The organism is Kitasatospora sp. Xyl93, assembly GCF_055383135.1.
The window spans coordinates 3285490-3301311 of the sequence record NZ_AP029185.1; the positions used below are offsets into that span (position 1 = coordinate 3285490).

The 15822-nt window shown below is 71.2% G+C and carries 17 protein-coding genes; 6 read left to right on the top strand and 11 right to left on the bottom strand.

All coding sequences use genetic code 11. The annotated features are described in order from the left end of the window. Positions 1–79: 79 nt before the first annotated feature. The 3 genes from ACZ5GH_RS14490 to ACZ5GH_RS14500 form a co-directional block, all read right to left on the bottom strand. Positions 80–568: a GNAT family N-acetyltransferase gene (locus ACZ5GH_RS14490; RefSeq protein WP_387760689.1), complete on the bottom strand. Its 489-nt coding sequence runs from the start codon at positions 566–568 to the stop codon at positions 80–82. A 103-nt stretch (positions 569–671) separates the two neighbouring features. Further along, complete coding sequence (locus tag ACZ5GH_RS14495; RefSeq protein ID WP_464334452.1) at positions 672–1538, bottom strand: oxidoreductase; 867 nt, start codon at positions 1536–1538, stop codon at positions 672–674. A 166-nt stretch (positions 1539–1704) separates the two neighbouring features. Beyond that, positions 1705–2871, bottom strand: coding sequence for an acyl-CoA dehydrogenase family protein (locus ACZ5GH_RS14500; protein WP_464334453.1), 1167 nt, complete (start codon positions 2869–2871; stop codon positions 1705–1707). A 209-nt stretch (positions 2872–3080) separates the two neighbouring features. Here ACZ5GH_RS14500 and ACZ5GH_RS14505 point away from each other — a divergent pair, with 209 nt between their 5' ends. After that, on the top strand, positions 3081–4418 hold the full coding sequence (locus ACZ5GH_RS14505; RefSeq protein ID WP_387756603.1) for a UDP-glucose dehydrogenase family protein: 1338 nt from the start codon (positions 3081–3083) through the stop codon (positions 4416–4418). Positions 4419–4479: 61 nt separating this feature from the next. Further along, positions 4480–4893 carry a CoA-binding protein gene (locus ACZ5GH_RS14510; protein WP_387756602.1) on the top strand — a complete coding sequence of 138 codons (414 nt, stop codon included), beginning with the start codon at positions 4480–4482 and terminating at the stop codon, positions 4891–4893. Between the two features lie 52 nt (positions 4894–4945). On the opposite strand, the gene ACZ5GH_RS14515 is transcribed toward ACZ5GH_RS14510, so the two are convergent. From ACZ5GH_RS14515 to ACZ5GH_RS14525, 3 genes are read right to left on the bottom strand one after another with little or no spacing between them, the layout of a single operon-like run. After that, positions 4946–6169, bottom strand: a complete 1224-nt coding sequence (locus ACZ5GH_RS14515; RefSeq protein ID WP_387756600.1) for a dipeptidase — start codon at positions 6167–6169, stop codon at positions 4946–4948. A gap of 33 nt (positions 6170–6202) precedes the next feature. Further along, positions 6203–6733, bottom strand: a complete 531-nt coding sequence (gene purE, locus ACZ5GH_RS14520; protein WP_464334454.1) for a 5-(carboxyamino)imidazole ribonucleotide mutase — start codon at positions 6731–6733, stop codon at positions 6203–6205. After that, positions 6730–7869, bottom strand: a complete 1140-nt coding sequence (locus ACZ5GH_RS14525; protein WP_401117287.1) for a 5-(carboxyamino)imidazole ribonucleotide synthase — start codon at positions 7867–7869, stop codon at positions 6730–6732. Before ACZ5GH_RS14525 ends, purE begins: the two co-directional genes overlap by 4 nt. Before the next feature lie 259 nt (positions 7870–8128). Between ACZ5GH_RS14525 and ACZ5GH_RS14530 the strand changes: the two genes are divergently transcribed. After that, complete coding sequence (locus tag ACZ5GH_RS14530) at positions 8129–8689, top strand: GtrA family protein (RefSeq protein WP_387756596.1); 561 nt, start codon at positions 8129–8131, stop codon at positions 8687–8689. Positions 8690–8723: 34 nt separating this feature from the next. Here ACZ5GH_RS14530 and ACZ5GH_RS14535 read toward each other — a convergent pair whose 3' ends face one another. Further along, positions 8724–9968, bottom strand: a complete 1245-nt coding sequence (locus ACZ5GH_RS14535; protein ID WP_401117137.1) for an ATP-binding protein — start codon at positions 9966–9968, stop codon at positions 8724–8726. 54 nt (positions 9969–10022) lie between these two features. Next, the gene (locus tag ACZ5GH_RS14540) at positions 10023–10697 is read right to left on the bottom strand and encodes a response regulator transcription factor (RefSeq protein ID WP_030058577.1); all 675 of its coding nucleotides are present in this window, start codon (positions 10695–10697) and stop codon (positions 10023–10025) included. Positions 10698–11026: 329 nt separating this feature from the next. On the opposite strand from ACZ5GH_RS14540, the gene ACZ5GH_RS14545 reads away from it, so the two are divergent. Further along, a complete protein-coding gene (locus ACZ5GH_RS14545; RefSeq protein ID WP_387756592.1) occupies positions 11027–12550 on the top strand; it encodes a peptide MFS transporter in 1524 nt (507 codons plus the stop codon). 181 nt (positions 12551–12731) lie between these two features. Here ACZ5GH_RS14545 and ACZ5GH_RS14550 read toward each other — a convergent pair whose 3' ends face one another. Both ACZ5GH_RS14550 and ACZ5GH_RS14555 read right to left on the bottom strand, forming a co-directional pair. After that, positions 12732–13910 (bottom strand): methyltransferase domain-containing protein, encoded by a 1179-nt coding sequence (locus ACZ5GH_RS14550; protein WP_387756590.1) that lies wholly within the window; start codon positions 13908–13910, stop codon positions 12732–12734. After that, positions 13907–14050, bottom strand: a complete 144-nt coding sequence (locus tag ACZ5GH_RS14555; protein WP_387756588.1) for a hypothetical protein — start codon at positions 14048–14050, stop codon at positions 13907–13909. The genes ACZ5GH_RS14550 and ACZ5GH_RS14555 overlap by 4 nt, the downstream gene beginning before the upstream one ends. A gap of 289 nt (positions 14051–14339) precedes the next feature. Here ACZ5GH_RS14555 and ACZ5GH_RS14560 point away from each other — a divergent pair, with 289 nt between their 5' ends. Continuing rightward, entirely contained in the window at positions 14340–15083 is a 744-nt protein-coding gene (locus ACZ5GH_RS14560; protein ID WP_387756586.1) for an XRE family transcriptional regulator, read from the top strand. A gap of 4 nt (positions 15084–15087) precedes the next feature. Continuing rightward, the gene (locus tag ACZ5GH_RS14565; protein WP_387756584.1) at positions 15088–15558 is read left to right on the top strand and encodes an NUDIX domain-containing protein; all 471 of its coding nucleotides are present in this window, start codon (positions 15088–15090) and stop codon (positions 15556–15558) included. On the opposite strand, the gene ACZ5GH_RS14570 is transcribed toward ACZ5GH_RS14565, so the two are convergent. Then, positions 15516–15821 carry a helix-turn-helix domain-containing protein gene (locus tag ACZ5GH_RS14570; RefSeq protein ID WP_387756582.1) on the bottom strand — a complete coding sequence of 102 codons (306 nt, stop codon included), beginning with the start codon at positions 15819–15821 and terminating at the stop codon, positions 15516–15518. The genes ACZ5GH_RS14565 and ACZ5GH_RS14570 overlap by 43 nt on opposite strands. Position 15822 lies beyond the last annotated feature (1 nt).

A 15822-nucleotide genomic window follows, 5' to 3' on the forward strand; every position in this document is an offset into this window, starting at 1 on the left:
GGACCCTACCCGGCGGCCGCCGCCGGCGGCACCGGTCGCGCGGACCGGCCCGGGGGCGGGAGACGGGCGGCGCCGCCGCTCAGCCGAGCGGCGGGAGGTCCAGCTCGGCGACGGTCTGGTCCCCGCTCAGCTCCCCGGTCGGACGGAAGCCCAGACGGGCGTAGAACCCCTCCGGGCCGTCCGGGCCGGGGACGTAGCTGACCGTCGCACGGGTGCCGCCGCGGCGGCGGACCTCCTCGCAGACCTGCTCGACGGCGAAGCGGCCGTAGCCGCCGCGCTGCTGCCCGGCGTCGATCAGCAGCCGCCACAGGCCGGAGCGCGGGCGGTCGCCGGGGCGGTCCGGGTAGAAGGTGATGTCGAAGAAGGCCATCACGAAGCCGACCGGCCGCTCGCCGTCCAGGATCAGCCGGGGCCAGGCGGTCTCCCCGTACGCGTACGCCTCGGCCAGCGACTTCACCACCGGCGCGACCAGGCCCTCCTGGTCGGGGCGGACCCGCAGGGCGAGGGCGGCATCGACGTTCTCGGGGGTGACGGGGGCCAGGCTGAGCTCGGCGGGCGTGATCGACATGGCGGGCAGCCTACGGAGCACGGCCGCCCGCCGTCGCGTGCTTTTCCGCCCGGCGGCGGGCCCGGGGGTCGCCCCGACGGCGGGCCGCCCCGCCGGGAGGCCGCTACTCGCCGGCCGGGAAGTCGGTGCCGCGGCCGACCTCCGCCCACTCCTCGGCCTCCTGCCGCGCCGCTTCGAGGGTGCCGAGGACGCCGTCCACCGCGTCGCTGCCGAGCGCCAGCCGCAGCGGGGTCCGCTCGGCGGCCAGCGCGGCCAGGATCGCCCCGGCGGCCCGCGCCGGGTCCCCGGGCTGCTTGCCGTCGGTGTCCGGCAGCCCGGTGCGGACCGGGGAGACCACCGGCTCGTACGCCTCGATCGGGGTGGAGTGGGCGAGCGCGCCGCCGCCCGCGAAGCCGGTCCGGAACGCGCCGGGCTCGACGATCAGCACCTTGATCCCGAAGCCGGCCACCTCCTTGGCCAGCGCCTCGGACAGCCCCTCCAGGGCGAACTTGGTGGCCGAGTAGGCGCCCACCCCGGGGAAGCTGAAGCGGCCGCCCATGCTGCTCATCTGCACCACCGCGCCCGAGCCCTGGGCCCGCAGGTGCGGCAGCACGGCCCGGGTGAGCGCGGCCGGGCCGAAGAAGTGCAGCTCCATCAGGTCCCGCAGTTCGCGGTCGGTGGACTCCTCGACGGCGCCGATCAGTCCGCGCCCGGCGTTGTTCACCAGGACGTCGATCCGGCCGTGCCGTCGCACCGTCTCCTCGACGACGGCCGGGATCCGCTCCTGGTCGGTGACGTCCAGCTCGACCGGGAACAGCCGGTCCGGGTGCGCGGCGGCCAGGTCCGCCAGCGTCCCGGGGCGCCGGGCGGCGGCCACCACGGTGTCGCCGGCCGCCAGCGCGGCCTCGGCGATCGCCCGGCCGAAGCCGGAGTTGGCGCCGGTGATCAGCCAGACCCGGCCGGCGGGGTGCTGCTCGGAGGTGTTTCCCATGATCGTCGATCTCCCGCAATCGTCGTGCCTCGGCAACGAATTGACGATCATTTATGACACCGGCGCGGGCGCCGCGTCCAGGACGGTTCGACGCCGGACGACATACGGCCCCCGACCGCGGAAGGGCGGTCGGGGGCCGTGGACGTACGTCGTCGCAGGTGACGGACTACGGGAGGTTGCGGGCCATCACGATCCGCTGGACCTGGTTGGTGCCCTCGTAGATCTGCGTGATCTTCGCGTCCCGCATCATCCGCTCCACCGGGTAGTCCCGCGTGTACCCGTACCCGCCCAGCAACTGCACCGCGTCCGTCGTGATCTCCATCGCCGCGTCCGACGCGTAGCACTTCGCCGCCGCACCGAAGAACGTCAGGTCCGCGTCCCCGCGCTGCGACTTCGCCGCCGCGACGTACGTCATCTGCCGCGCCGCCTCCAGCTTCATCGCCATGTCCGCCAGCATGAACTGCACACCCTGGAACTCCGCGATCGCCTTCCCGAACTGCCTGCGCTCCTTCACGTACCCCTTGGCGTAGTCCAGCGCCCCCTGCGCGATCCCCACCGCCTGCGCCGCGATCGTCACCCGCGTGTGGTCCAGCGTCCGCATCGCCGTCGCGAAACCCGTACCCTCCGCACCGATCATCCGGTCCGCCGGAATCCGCACGTTGTCGAAGTACACCTCACGCGTCGGCGACCCCTTGATCCCCAGCTTCTTCTCCGGCGCACCGAACGACACCCCCTCGTCGCCCTTCTCCACCACGAACGCCGAGATGCCCTTCGACCGCTTCTCCGGGTCCGTCACCGCCATCACCGTGTAGAACTCCGACACCCCCGCGTTGGTGATCCACCGCTTCACACCGTTCAGCACCCAGAAGTCACCGTCCCGCACCGCCCGGGTCCGCATCCCCGCCGCGTCCGAACCCGCCTCCGGCTCCGACAGGCAGTACGAGAACATCCCCTCCCCACGGGCCAGCGCCCCCAGGTACCTCGCCTTCAACTCCTCCGAACCCGACAGCTGCACCGGCAGCGAACCGAGCTTGTTCACCGCCGGGATCAACGACGACGACGCGCACACCCGCGCGACCTCCTCGATCACGATCACCGTCGCCAGCGCGTCCGCCCCCGCACCGCCGTACTCCTCCGGCACGTGCACCGCGTGCAGATCAGCACCCTGCAGCGCGTCCAGCGCCTCCTGCGGGAACCGCCCCAGCTCGTCCACCTCCGCCGCGAACGGAGCGATCTTCGCCTCGGCCAGCGAACGCACCGCCTCACGGAGCATCCCGTGCTCCTCGGAGATACGGAAGAGATCGAAGTCAGCCGCCCCTGCGCTGCCCGCCATGATGCCTGCCTCGTCGTTCGGTGACCGGCGCCCGATCGAGGTCCGATCGGTGCCCGGTGCGAGTGAATCCGCGGTTAACTACCGTTCAGTAGAGATCCTAGGGCGCCGACCTGCGGCTGCCTAGCGTCCCGGGTGATCCCGGTGCGCCCGTCGCGGACGGATAGCATCAGGGCATTCGTACTGGTCGCGTCCGCATCCAAGGAGAACCCGTGACCCTCCGCATCTCCGTGATCGGCACCGGCTACCTCGGCGCCACGCACGCCGCCGCGATGGCCGAGTTCGGCTTCGAGGTGCTGGGTCTGGACATCGACCCCGACAAGATCGCCATGCTGACCGCCGGCCGCGTCCCGATGTACGAGCCCGGGCTGTCCGAACTGCTGCTCAAGCACGTGGCCGGGCACGAGGGTTCGACCGGGCGGCTGCGCTTCACCACCTCCGCCCAGGAGGCCGCCGAGTTCGGCGACGTGCACTTCATCTGCGTCAACACCCCGCAGCGCAAGGGCGAGTTCGCCGCCGACATGTCGTACGTCGACACCGCGCTCGACGAGTTGGCGCCGCACCTGACCCGCCCCGCCCTGGTGGTCGGCAAGTCCACCGTCCCGGTCGGCTCGGCGGCCCGGCTGGCCGAGCGGCTGGCCGCGCTGGCGCCGGTCGGCGAGGGCGCCGAACTCGCCTGGAACCCCGAGTTCCTGCGCGAGGGCTTCGCCGTCCAGGACACCCTGCGGCCGGACCGGATCGTGGTCGGCGCCCAGAGCGAGCGGGCCGAGCGGCTGCTGCGCGAGGTGTACGCGGAGCCGATCGCGGCCGGGGTGCCGTTCATGGTCACCGACTACGCGACCGCCGAGCTGGTCAAGGCGGCCGCCAACTCCTTCCTGGCCACCAAGATCTCCTTCATCAACGCGATGGCCGAGGTCTGCGAGGCGGCCGGCGCGGACGTCACCCAGCTCAGCAAGGCGCTCGCCTACGACGAGCGGATCGGCGGCAGGTTCCTCAACTCCGGCCTGGGCTTCGGCGGCGGCTGCCTGCCCAAGGACATCCGCGCGTTCATGGCCCGGGCCGGCGAGCTGGGCGCCGACCAGGCGCTGACCTTCCTGCGCGAGGTCGACTCGATCAACATGCGGCGCCGCTCCCGGATGGTCGAGCTGGCCCGCGAGCAGTGCGGCGACGGCTTCCTGGGCCGCCGGGTCGCCGTCCTCGGCGCCGCCTTCAAGCCCAACTCGGACGACATCCGGGACTCCCCCGCCCTCAACGTGGCCGCCCAGATCCAGCTCCAGGGCGCCCAGGTCACCGTCTACGACCCGAAGGCCGTGGACAACGCCCGCAAGATGTTCCCCTCCCTCGCCTACGCCCACTCCGCCCTGGAGGCCGCCGAGGGCGCCCACGTCGTCCTCCACCTCACCGAGTGGTCCGAGTTCCGCGAGCTGGACCCGGCCGTGCTCGGCGCCGTGGTCGCCGAACGCCGCCTCCTCGACGGCCGCAACGTCCTGGACGCCGACGCCTGGCGCGCCGCCGGCTGGACCTACCGCGCCCTCGGCCGCCCGAGCTGACGCCCCCGCCCGCGGCGCCCGGGGCCGGAATCCCGAGCCCCCGGCCGTCGTTGGTACCGGCATGACGAACTACGGCGACGACGCGACGGTCCGCGGGATCCTCACCGGCGCGGGCGACACCTGGGCCGTGGTGGGCCTGTCGAACAACACCGCCCGGGCGGCGTACGGGGTGGCCCGGGTCCTCCAGAAGTACGGCAAGCGGATCGTGCCCGTGCACCCGAAGGCCGAGACGGTCCTCGGCGAGCAGGGCTACGCCTCGCTCGCCGAGATCCCGTTCCCGGTGGACGTGGTGGACGTGTTCGTCCGCTCCGAACTCGCCGGGGAGGTGGCCGACCAGGCGGTGGCGGCCGGGGCGAAGGCGGTCTGGTTCCAGCTGGGCGTGGTGGACGAGGCCGCCTACGAACGGACCCGGGCGGCCGGGCCGGCCATGGTGATGGACAGGTGCCCGGCGATCGAGATCCCGCGGCTCGGCTAGGAGCCCGTCCCTCGGATCCTCACCGGGTCCGCCGGAATCCCGGAGACGGTCCCTAGCCCCGCTGGGAGCCCGGGCCGTCCAGGCGGTCGATGGTGGCGATGGACGGGCGGCGGCTGCCGCGCAGCCCGGCGGCCACCGACTCGGCGTCGCGCAGGACGCGGACGGCGTTGTGCCAGGTCAGCTTGGCCAGGTCGGCCTCCGACCAGTGCCGTCCGAGGAGTTCGGCGACCAGGTTGGGGTAGCCGGCCACCGATTCCAGGCCGTCCGGCAGGAAGGCGGTGCCGTCGAAGTCGCCGCCGATGCCGATGTGGTCGATGCCGGCCACCTCGCGCATGTGGTCGAGGTGGTCGGCGACGGTGGCCGGGGTGGCGATCGGGCGCGGGTTGGCGGCCTCGAAGGCGCGCTGGCGCTCCATGGCCGGCGGGGTGGTGTCCAGCGGGTCGAAGCCGTGGGCGCGCATGTTCTCGTCGGCGGCCCGGGTCCACTCGATGGCGGCGGGCAGGATGAACTTCGGCACGAAGGTGGCCATCGCCACCCCGCCGTTGGCGGGCAGCTGGGCGAGCACGTCGTCCGGGACGTTGCGCGGGTGGTCGCAGACCGCGCGCGAGGAGGAGTGCGAGAAGACCACCGGCGCCTCGCTCACCCGCAGGGCGTCGCGCATGGTGTCGGCGGAGACGTGCGAGAGGTCGACCAGCATGCCGAGCCGGTTCATCTCCCGGACGACCTCCTCGCCGAACCGGGTCAGCCCGCCGGCCGCCGGCTCGTCGGTCGCGGAGTCCGCCCACGGCACGTTGTCGTTGTGGGTGAGCGTCAGGTACCGCACGCCCAGCTCGTACAGGGCGCGCAGGGTGGCCAGCGAGCAGTCGATGGAGTGGCCGCCCTCGGCGCCCATCAGCGAGGCGATCCGGCCCTCGGCGCGGGCGGCCTCCATGTCGGCGGCGGTACGGGCCAGCCGCAGCCGGTCCGGGTAGCGATCGACCAGGGCGTGGACGAAGTCGACCTGCTCCAGGGTGGCGCTCACCGCGTGGTCGCCGGCCAGCGAGGAGGGGACGTAGACGGACCAGAACTGCGCGCCGACCCCGCCCCGCGCCAGGCGGTCGAGGTCGGTGTGCAGCCGGTCGCTCTGGTCGGCGGCGAGGTCGAGCGCGCCGAGGTCGTACCCGGCCTGCTCGCGCATCGCCCACGGGAGGTCGTTGTGGCCGTCCACCACGGGGGCGGTGCGCAGCAGGGCGCGGGCGCGGTCCAGCGGGGTGGGGGAGTCCGTCCGAGAAGTCATACGGGCTGTTCTACCCCACCCCCACCAGCGGGATTACTTGCCGAAGCCGAAGGACGAGGAGCCGGCCACCTTGGCGCGCAGCTTCTTGCCCTTCTCGGTGGCCTGGTTGTTCAGTTCGGCCTGGAAGTCGGTCATCTTCTCGGTCAGCTCGGGGTCGAAGGCGGCGAGCATCCGCACCGCGAGCAGGCCGGCGTTGCGCGCGCCGGCCACCGAGACGGTCGCCACCGGGACGCCGGCCGGCATCTGGACGATCGACAGCAGGCTGTCCATGCCGTCCAGGTAGCGCAGCGGCACCGGCACGCCGATGACCGGCAGCGGGGTGACGGAGGCGAGCATGCCCGGCAGGTGGGCCGCGCCGCCGGCGCCCGCGATGATCGCCTTCAGGCCGCGCTGGTGGGCCCGCTCGCCGTACTCGACCATCTCGCGGGGCATCCGGTGGGCGGAGACGACGTCCACCTCGTAGGGGACCTCGAACTCGTCGAGCGCCTGGGCGGCGGCCTCCATGACCGGCCAGTCGGAGTCGGAGCCCATCACGATGCCAACAACAGGAGCGGCGGAGGTCATTCGGTGATCGTTCCTCGCAGGTAGGCGGCCGCGTGGCGGGCGCGCTCGCGGACGTCTTCGAGGTCGTCCCCGAAGACGTTGACGTGGCCGACCTTGCGGCCGGGCTTCACGTCCTTCCCGTACATGTGGATCCGCAGCCCGGGGTCGCGGGCCATGCAGTGCAGGAAGGGGCGGTACATGTCCGGGTAGTCGCCGCCGAGGACGTTGACCATGACGGTCCACGCGGCGCGCGGGCGGGGGTCGCCGAGCGGGAGGTCGAGGACGGCCCGCAGGTGGTTCTCGAACTGCGAGGTGACCGCGCCGTCCTGGGTCCAGTGCCCGGAGTTGTGCGGGCGCATGGCCAGCTCGTTGACCAGGATGCGGCCGTCCCGGGTCTGGAACAGCTCGACGGCGAGGTGGCCGACGATGCCGAGTTCGCCGGCGATCCGCAGGGCGAGCTGCTGGGCCTCGTCGGACAGGGCCGGGTCGAGGTCCGGTGCGGGGGCGGTGACCTCGGCGCAGACGCCGTTCTCCTGGACGCTCTCCACCACCGGGTAGGCGACGGCCTGGCCGCTGGGCGAGCGGACCACGTTGGCGGCCAGCTCGCGGACGAAGTCGACCTTCTCCTCGGCCAGCACCGCGACGCCGGCCAGGAACGGGGCGTGCGCCTGCTCCTCGTCGTCGACGACCCAGACGCCCTTGCCGTCGTAGCCGCCGCGGACGGTCTTCAGGACGACGGGGTAGCCGGCGCCCTCCTCGGCGAAGGCGGTCACGTCGGCCGGGTCGGCGACGATCCGGTGCCGGGGGCAGGGGACGCCGATGGAGTCCAGCCTGGCCCGCATCACGCCCTTGTCCTGGGCGTTGACCAGCGCCTCCGGGCCGGGGCGGACGGCGATGCCGTCGGCCTCCAGGGCCCGCAGGTGCTCGGTGGGGACGTGCTCGTGGTCGAAGGTGATCACGTCGCAGCCGGCGGCGAAGGCGCGCAGGGTGTCGAGGTCGCGGTAGTCACCGAGGACGACCTCGGAGACCACCTGCGCGGCGGAGTCCTGGGGCGTGTCGGCGAGGAGTTTGAACCTGACCCCGAGCGGGATGCCCGCCTGGTGTGCCATGCGGGCCAACTGCCCGCCACCGATCATGCCGACCACTGGAAAATTCACATTGCCCGGGGAAGTCACGCGGCCCAGGATATCCGGGCCGGTGGGGGGCGGTGGAGCCGCAGGTGGGGCCTTCGGAGCGGACGCGCGTAGATGTCAACCTGCCGCCCTGAGGGCTGAGCCGTTCGGTGGAAGCGGGTAGCCTGGTCGGCTAGGTCCTGGTCTGCGCGGTCCGATCATGTGCGTGCACGCAGGGCTCAAGGGGTCGCCGCTCCGTCGCGGCCGGCCCTTTCGTCCCGCAGGCACATGGAGGCAGTCCGGTATGGCGACGACCGCAGCTTCGAAACCCCCGCTCGCGCAGAAACTGCGCGGGCTCACGGGCGAGGTCGTGAAGTTCGGCATCGTCGGCCTGAGCGGCGTGGTGGTCAACTTCGCCGTCTTCTGGGTCTGCATCAACGGCATGGGCCTGGCCTCGGTCCGGTCGAACATCGTCGCGACGGTGATCGCCATCGCGACCAACTACCTGGGCTACCGCTACTGGCTGTACCGGGACCGCGACGCCGCCTCCCGCAAGCGCGAGATCACCCTCTTCCTGGTCTACAGCGGCATCGGCATGCTGATCGAGACCGGGGTGCTCGGCTTCTCGGTGTACGTGCTCGACCTGCGTTCGCACTACGAGCAGATCGGCGCCAAGGTGATCGGCCTCGCCGTCGCCACCGTGTTCCGCTTCGTCTCGTACCGCACCTGGGTGTTCAAGGCCGTACCGGAGCCCGTCGAGCTGCCCGCCCAGCAGGCGGCGGACAGCGCCGGCGGACAGGAGCTGGCCGCCCAGGCCGAGCTGATGCTGGCCGCCGAGCGGATCCGCTTCGCCAAGGCCGAGTAGGTCCCCACCCCCACCCCCGCCTCGTGCGGGCCGCTCAGTCCCGGTGGCCGCGTCCGAGGAAGAGCGCGAAGACCGCCGGCTTCAGCGAGAGCAGTTCGAGCCGCCCGCCGTCCGCCTCCGCGAGGTCGCGGGCGACGGCCAGCCCGATGCCGGTGGAGTTGCGCCCGCTGACCGCGCGTTCGAACACCCGGTTGCCGAGGTCCGCCGGCACGCCGGCGCCCTCGTCCTGGACCTCGACCACCACCGAGGTGCCGGACGGCCGGACCCGCAGGGTGATCGTCCCGGCGCCGTGCATCAGCGAGTTCTCGATCAGGGTGGCCAGCACCTGGGCCACCGTCCCCGGGGTGCCGACCACGGTGACCCCGTGCAGCCCCTCCAGGGAGAGCACCCGGCCCTGCTCGCGCAGCGTCGGGCCCCACTCCTCCACCTGCTGCTTGATCACGTCGTCCAGGTCGAAGGCGACGGCGGTCGGGCTGCGCGGGTCGCGCTGGGTGGTGAGCAGCCGCTGCACCACGTCGGTGAGCCGCTCGACCTGCTGGAGGGCGATGGTCGCCTCCTCCCGGACCGTCCGCGGGTCCTCGGCGAGGGCGGTGATCTCCTCCAGCCGCATGGAGAGCGCGGTGAGCGGGGTGCGCAGCTGGTGCGAGGCGTCGGCGGCGAGCCGGCGCTCGGCGGTGAGCATCCGGGCGATCCGCTCGGCGCTGGTGTCCAGCACCTCGGCGACCCGGTCCAGCTCGGGCACCCCGTAGCGGCGGTCGCGCGGGCGGGGGTCGCCGGAGCCGAGCCGCTCGGCGGTCTCGGCGAGGTCGGTGAGCGGCCGGGCGAGCCGCTTGGCCTGCCAGACGGCGAGCGCCACCGCGGCCTGGACGGCGAGCAGGGCGACGACGCCGAGCAGCAGGAGGTTGTTGGCGATCTCGTGGTCGACGTCCTCGCGGGACTGCTCGACGGTGACGGTCTCGCCGCTGTTGCCACGTTCGACGGCCTTCAGCAGGTGGCTCCCGGCCGGGCGCTCGCCCGCGGAGACCACCGGCTGGCCGGGCACCTGCACCTCGACGTAGCTGCCCTCGGTGACCTGGCTCTGGAAGGCCCGCCCGGTGACCGGCTCCCCCGCGGCGAGCCGGCTCTCGACCAGGGCGAGCACCCGGACGGCGGCCGCGTCCACCCGGTCCTGGGCCGAGTTGACGATGGTCCGCTTCTCGACCAGGGCGATCGGCACGCAGAACACCACGACCACCACCAGGACGACGCCCAGCAGCGAGTTGATCATCCTGCGCTTCACGCCGCCGCTCCCCTGGGTGGTCCGCCGCTGTCGGCCGAGGGCCTGGTCAGGGGGCTAATTCTTCTCGAACCGGAACCCGACGCCGCGCACGGTGGCGATGTAGCGCGGGTTGGCCGCGTCGTCGCCGAGCTTCTTGCGGAGCCAGGAGATGTGCATGTCCAGCGTCTTGGTGGAGGTCCACCAGGTGGTGTCCCAGACCTGCCGCATGATCTCCTCGCGGGTGACCACCCGGCCGGCGTCCCGGACCAGGACCCGCAGCAGCTCGAACTCCTTGGCGGAGAGGGTGAGTTCCTCGTCGCCGAGCCAGGCCCGGTGGGACTCGATGTCGATCTTCACACCGTGCGCGCCGGTGGTGAGCTGGTCGACGTTGCCGCGCCGGAGCAGGGCCCGGACCCGGGCGAGCAGCTCGGCCAGGCGGAACGGCTTGGTGACGTAGTCGTCGGCGCCGGCGTCCAGGCCGACCACGGTGTCCACCTCGTCCGCGCGGGCGGTGAGCACCAGGACCGGGCAGCTCTTGCCGTCGGCGCGCAGGCGGCGACAGACCTCCAGGCCGTCCATCTCGGGCAGGCCGAGGTCCAGGACGACGAGATCGACCTCCTCGGTGAGGCCGGCGGCCAGTGCGGTCGGACCGTCCTCGCGGACGAGCACCTCGTAGCCCTCGCGTCGCAGGGCCCGGGCGAGCGGTTCGGAGATCGCCGGATCGTCCTCGGCGAGCAGCACACAGGTCATGGGGTGATGGTAGTCCGCCGGGGTGAGCCCGGATGCCCTGTGAGGTAGTTCACAGAGCGTGATCGTTATACAAGCCCACAAAGGGGCTCAACCCGGGGTGACGGACCGGCTGTTCGGCGAAGATTCTTCGTTTGGATCTTGAAACCGAAGGAAGACACGCCCGTCTACCATCGATAGATCGGGCAGATCTGTCGCCAACTTTGCCATTCCCGTACCTGATTCAAGGCTTTTGTCATCTGATAAAGCCAAATGTCGCCACGTAGAGTGGTTTCGTCCACGTCCGCCGCCACCCCCCTAGGCGGACGCTGTCAGGCAAGGAACCAGTACTCATGGCGTCTAAGACCCTGGAAGCCGACATCTCGTCGGCCTCTCCCAGCGGCAAGACCTTCCTCGGGCACCCCCGAGGTCTCGCCACCCTGTTCATGACCGAGATGTGGGAGCGCTTCTCCTACTACGGCATGCGCGCCCTGCTGATCTACTACCTGGTCTCCGGAGGCGCCGACGCCGCTGTCGGCAGCCAGGGCGGCGGCCTCGCCATGACGGCCACGATGGCGACGGCGATCTACTCCGTCTACGTCTCGATGGTCTACCTCATGGCCTACCCGGGCGGCTGGTTCGGCGACCGGGTCTGGGGCGCCCGCAAGACCGTCGCCATCGCCGGGTCCGTGATCGTGGCCGGCCACATCGCGCTGGCCGTCCCGGGCCAGGCGGCGTTCTTCGCCGGTCTGCTCCTGGTCGCGGTCGGCTCCGGGCTGCTGAAGGCCAACATCTCCACGATGGTCGGCCACCTCTACAACGGCCCCGAGGACCCGCGCCGCGACGGTGGCTTCACCGTCTTCTACATGAGCATCAACCTCGGTGCCTTCGTCGCCCCGTTCGTCATCGGGACGATCGGCAAGGAGCACAACTGGCACCTGGGCTTCGGCCTGGCCGCGGTCGGCATGGCCCTCGGCCTGGTGCAGTTCCTGCTGGGCAGCCGCCACCTGAGCGAGAAGAGCAGCGAGGTCCCGAACCCGCTGCTGCCGGCGGAGCGCAAGAGCCTGCTGGTGAAGGTCGGCGTCACGGTCCTCGCCGCCGCCGCGTTCTACGGCGCCATCGTCGCGATGGGCGTCTACACGCTGAACTGGGCCCTGGTCCCGCTGACCCTGGCCGGGCTGCTCATCCCCGTCGCCGTGCTGGTCCGGATCAAGCGCGACAAGGAGCTGAGCGCCGCCGAGCAGTCCAAGATGTCCGCGTACATCTGGTTCTTCGCCGCGGCCGCCGCCTTCTGGATGATCTACGACCAGGGCGGGTCGACGCTCTCCCTGTTCGCGGACAAGAAGACCGCGGACACCCTGTTCGGCTTCGGCTTCTCGGCCACCTGGTACCAGTCGCTGAACCCGCTGTTCGTGATGGCGCTGGCGCCGGTCTTCGCCTGGCTGTGGATCTGGCTCTCCCGCCGGAACAAGGAGCCGAACACCATCGTGAAGTTCTCGATGGGCCTGCTCCTGGTCGGCGCCTCGTTCTTCATCTTCATCGTCCCGATGAACATGGCGGACGGCGGCGACAAGGTCTCCCCGATGTGGCTCGTCTCGATCTACATGATCCAGACCATCGGCGAGCTGTGCCTCTCCCCGGTCGGCCTCTCGGTCACCACCAAGATGGCGCCGCAGAAGTACGCCTCCCAGATGATGGGCGTCTGGTTCCTCGCCGTCACCGCCGGTGACTGCACCACCGGGCTGCTCTCGCTGGCCGGCGTCGACCTCAACGGCACCGGGATCATCGCGATGCAGGCCGCGCTCGCGGCCCTCGCCGGGTTCGCCGTCTTCACGTACCGCAAGAAGGTCCAGGCCCTCATGGGCGACGTGCGCTGACGGACCGGCCTCCGGCTCCCGACTCCGGGGCCGCCGTGGATTCCTGAGATCCACGGCGGCCCCGGTCGTCTTTCCGGCCACCGGCGCGGAGCGGCTGATCGCCGACCCGGCCGCGCTGGGCCCCCACGAGGGCATCGCCGGGTACGGCCAGGCCTTCGCCCCGTCGAGCCGACGGAACGACTCAGCCCCGGAGCGGCACCGGGTTCTCCGGACCGTCCAGCCACACGGTGTGCCCGTCGGGCCCGGCCGTGAGGCCGAACCGGTCGAAGCCGGGGCGGCCCTGGTCGTCCCACCAGTGCCAGGCGGCCTCCACCTCGTCCCAGAGGTTCCGGGGGCCGGACTGGTACACCTCGTACTCCCTGCGGCCGCGCTCGTAGTCCGCGGACGCCCAGGACCGCTTGTCCCGGCTGTAGAGCCAGAGGGTGTACGCGCCGTTGCCGTAGCGCTCCGCCCGCCAGAACACGCCCGGCACGGCCGCCCCGATGACGAACTGCTCCAACCACCCGCCCGTGTCCGGCGGGGCGAGTGCGGTGGTGATTCTCCTCCCGTCGGCGGGCCAGTTCTGCCCGCGCAGGTAGTCCTCGAAGGGCGGCCGGTCCGTGCGCTGCTGGCGCAGCCGCATGAACGCGGAGCTCCGGGTGAACCTGCCGCTCGCGCTGGTGCCGTCGTCGTTCACGGTCAGCCGGACGATCTGCTCGCCGCCGTACTCGGTGCCGAAGGGCGCCACGATGATCCCGCCGGGGGCTGACTGGGCCAGCCATGCTGAAGGAATCTCCAGCAGGGAACAGGTGGCGATGATCCGGTCGTAGGGAGCGCCGTCCGGCCAGCCCGAGCGTCCGTCGCCCTCGATGACGGTCGGTGTGAGTCCCGCCCGGGCCAGGTTCGCCCGGGCGCCGAGAGCGACGTCCGGGTCGTACTCGACAGTTACGACGTTGGGGCTGCCCAGGCGGTGGGCGAGGAGGCCCGCGTTCCAGCCCGTGCCGGTGCCGACCTCCAGCACCCTGTCACCCGGGCGCACGTCGAGGTCCCGGAGCATGGAGAACACCATCGTGGGCATGGAGTTGGAGGACGTCGGCGTCGTGCCGAGCCCGTCCCCCACATGGTCCCCGTCGTCCCACTGCGTGGTCAGGGGGATGTCCGAGTAGACCGCCCGCCGCCACGCTTCGGGGTCCTGCGCCCGGTACACCACCGGGTTCTGTTCGGTGCCGTCCGCGATACCCGGCCAGATGCGGTCCGGGACGAACAGTTCACGGGGTACGGCTTCGAAGGAAGGGAGCCAGTCCGAGGAGAGCGCGCCGCCGGCCACAAGCGCGGAGGCGAGCCCCTGGGGGCCCGCCTCCCGGTGCGTCTCGCCGGTCACTTGCCGCCCGCCGGGGACGAGCCGTCGGAGGTGTTGCCGCCCTCGTCGGACCCTCCGCCGCCGTGCCCGGCGCCCTTGTTGCTGTCGTCCTGCTGCCCGCCGCCCTTGCCGTCGCCGGTCCCGCCTCCGTGCTTGGCCATCTCGATACCTCCGTGCCGATCGGACCCAACGGGCGGCTGCCTGTTGGGTGGTGCTACCCACCCCAATTGGGGCGGAACTTGTGGGGATGGTGAGCCGAAGGGGCCGGTGCTCGGTCGCACGTCCGCGCGCCCCGCATCTTCACCACCCATTGGCCTCCTCCCGCTGAGCAATCACCAATCTCCGACAGCGCCCGGGACGGTGAAACCTCACGCAAAGGACACTTCAGAACGTCCCTCACGCGGTACAACGTCCCTATAAGAGTCCGGGCTTCGCGGAGAGACAGGCGAGATGCCGAACGAAAAGCTGAAAGGCGTTATGGCGTCGGGTGGTTGGACGTGCGCCGCCCTGGCAGACAAGGCCGGAGTGGACACCAAGTCGGTTGAGCGATGGGCCAATCAGAACCGGACGCCCCGGCTGGGGACGGCCCGTCTGGCCGCAGAAGCGCTGGGAGAAGACATGTTCGCACTGTGGCCGAGCCTGCGGCAGCCACGCGCCGCAAGAGCGATAAGTCCCGAGCTGGTGGCCCTCCACGAGCAGCGCGCTGACCTACCAGTGTCCGTCTTCGTGGACCTGTTCGGGAAAGCTGCAGAGCGCATCGACGTGCTGGTCTACGCAGCTGTGTTCCTCCACGAGGCGTACCCACGCCTCAACGATCTGCTTCGGGAACGCGCCGCCGATGGCTGCGCGGTCCGGATCGCGCTCGGCGACCCTGACAGCGCGAACGTCAGGCAGCGCGGAGAGGAGGAGAGGTTCGGTCACGGCATCGAATCTCGGTGCCACCTTGCTCTCATGCATTACCGCCCACTGCTCGGCACACCGGGCATTGAGATCCGCACTCACGGGACCACCCTCTACAACAGCCTCTACCGGGCAGATGGCGAAGTCCTGGTGAATGCACACGTGTGGGGGGTCAATGCCTTCGCAGCACCCGTCTGGCACCTGCGCCAAACCGGCGCAGGAGCGCTGTTCGACACCTATGCTGCGAGCTTCGAAGCGGTATGGAACGCCGCACTACCGGCTGAGGAGAGCTGATCACGTGGCAAGGACGGAGTTCTACGACGATCCCAACGCGCCCGAGCCGAATCGGCTGGTCGTGGCAGCATCCGCAGTGGTGACGGATCCCGACGGGCGCATCCTGCTCCAGCGACGCACCGACAACGGCCTGTATGCGCTGCCGGGTGGAACGATGGATCTCGGCGAATCGCTTCCGGACACGGCCGTACGGGAGGTCCGTGAGGAGACCGGCCTCGATGTCGAGATCACCGGACTCGTCGGCACGTACACCGACCCCCGGCACGTGATCGCCTACTCGGACGGTGAAGTCCGACAGCAGTTCAACGTCTGCTTCACCGCGCGCATCACGGGCGGGGACCTGCGGATCTCGGGCGAGTCCACCGACCTTCGGTTCATCGCTCCGAGCGACATCGAAGAGTTGCCAATGCACCACACTCAGCGCCTCCGACTTCAGCACTTCCTGGAGCGCAGGGCGATCCCGTATCTCGGCTGACAGAGGGCGCCCGCGAGGCCCTCGCCACAGGTGGGCAAGGGCCTCCGCACGTTTCCGCGCCGGTCGTCGCCCCCTGGGGAGGGGCCATCCGGAGGGCACAGCGACGTTCTGGCGGTGGAGATCCGAGACACCTTGGACGGGTGCCAGCCGCACAGGGCCGCAAGCTGCTTGCCGTCCAAGCCAGCGTCCTCGCACATCTCCCGAAGGCGATCTGCAAGGACTTTCCTGGCTGCTTGGACGTGAGACGACTCCGAGGCGGGCATG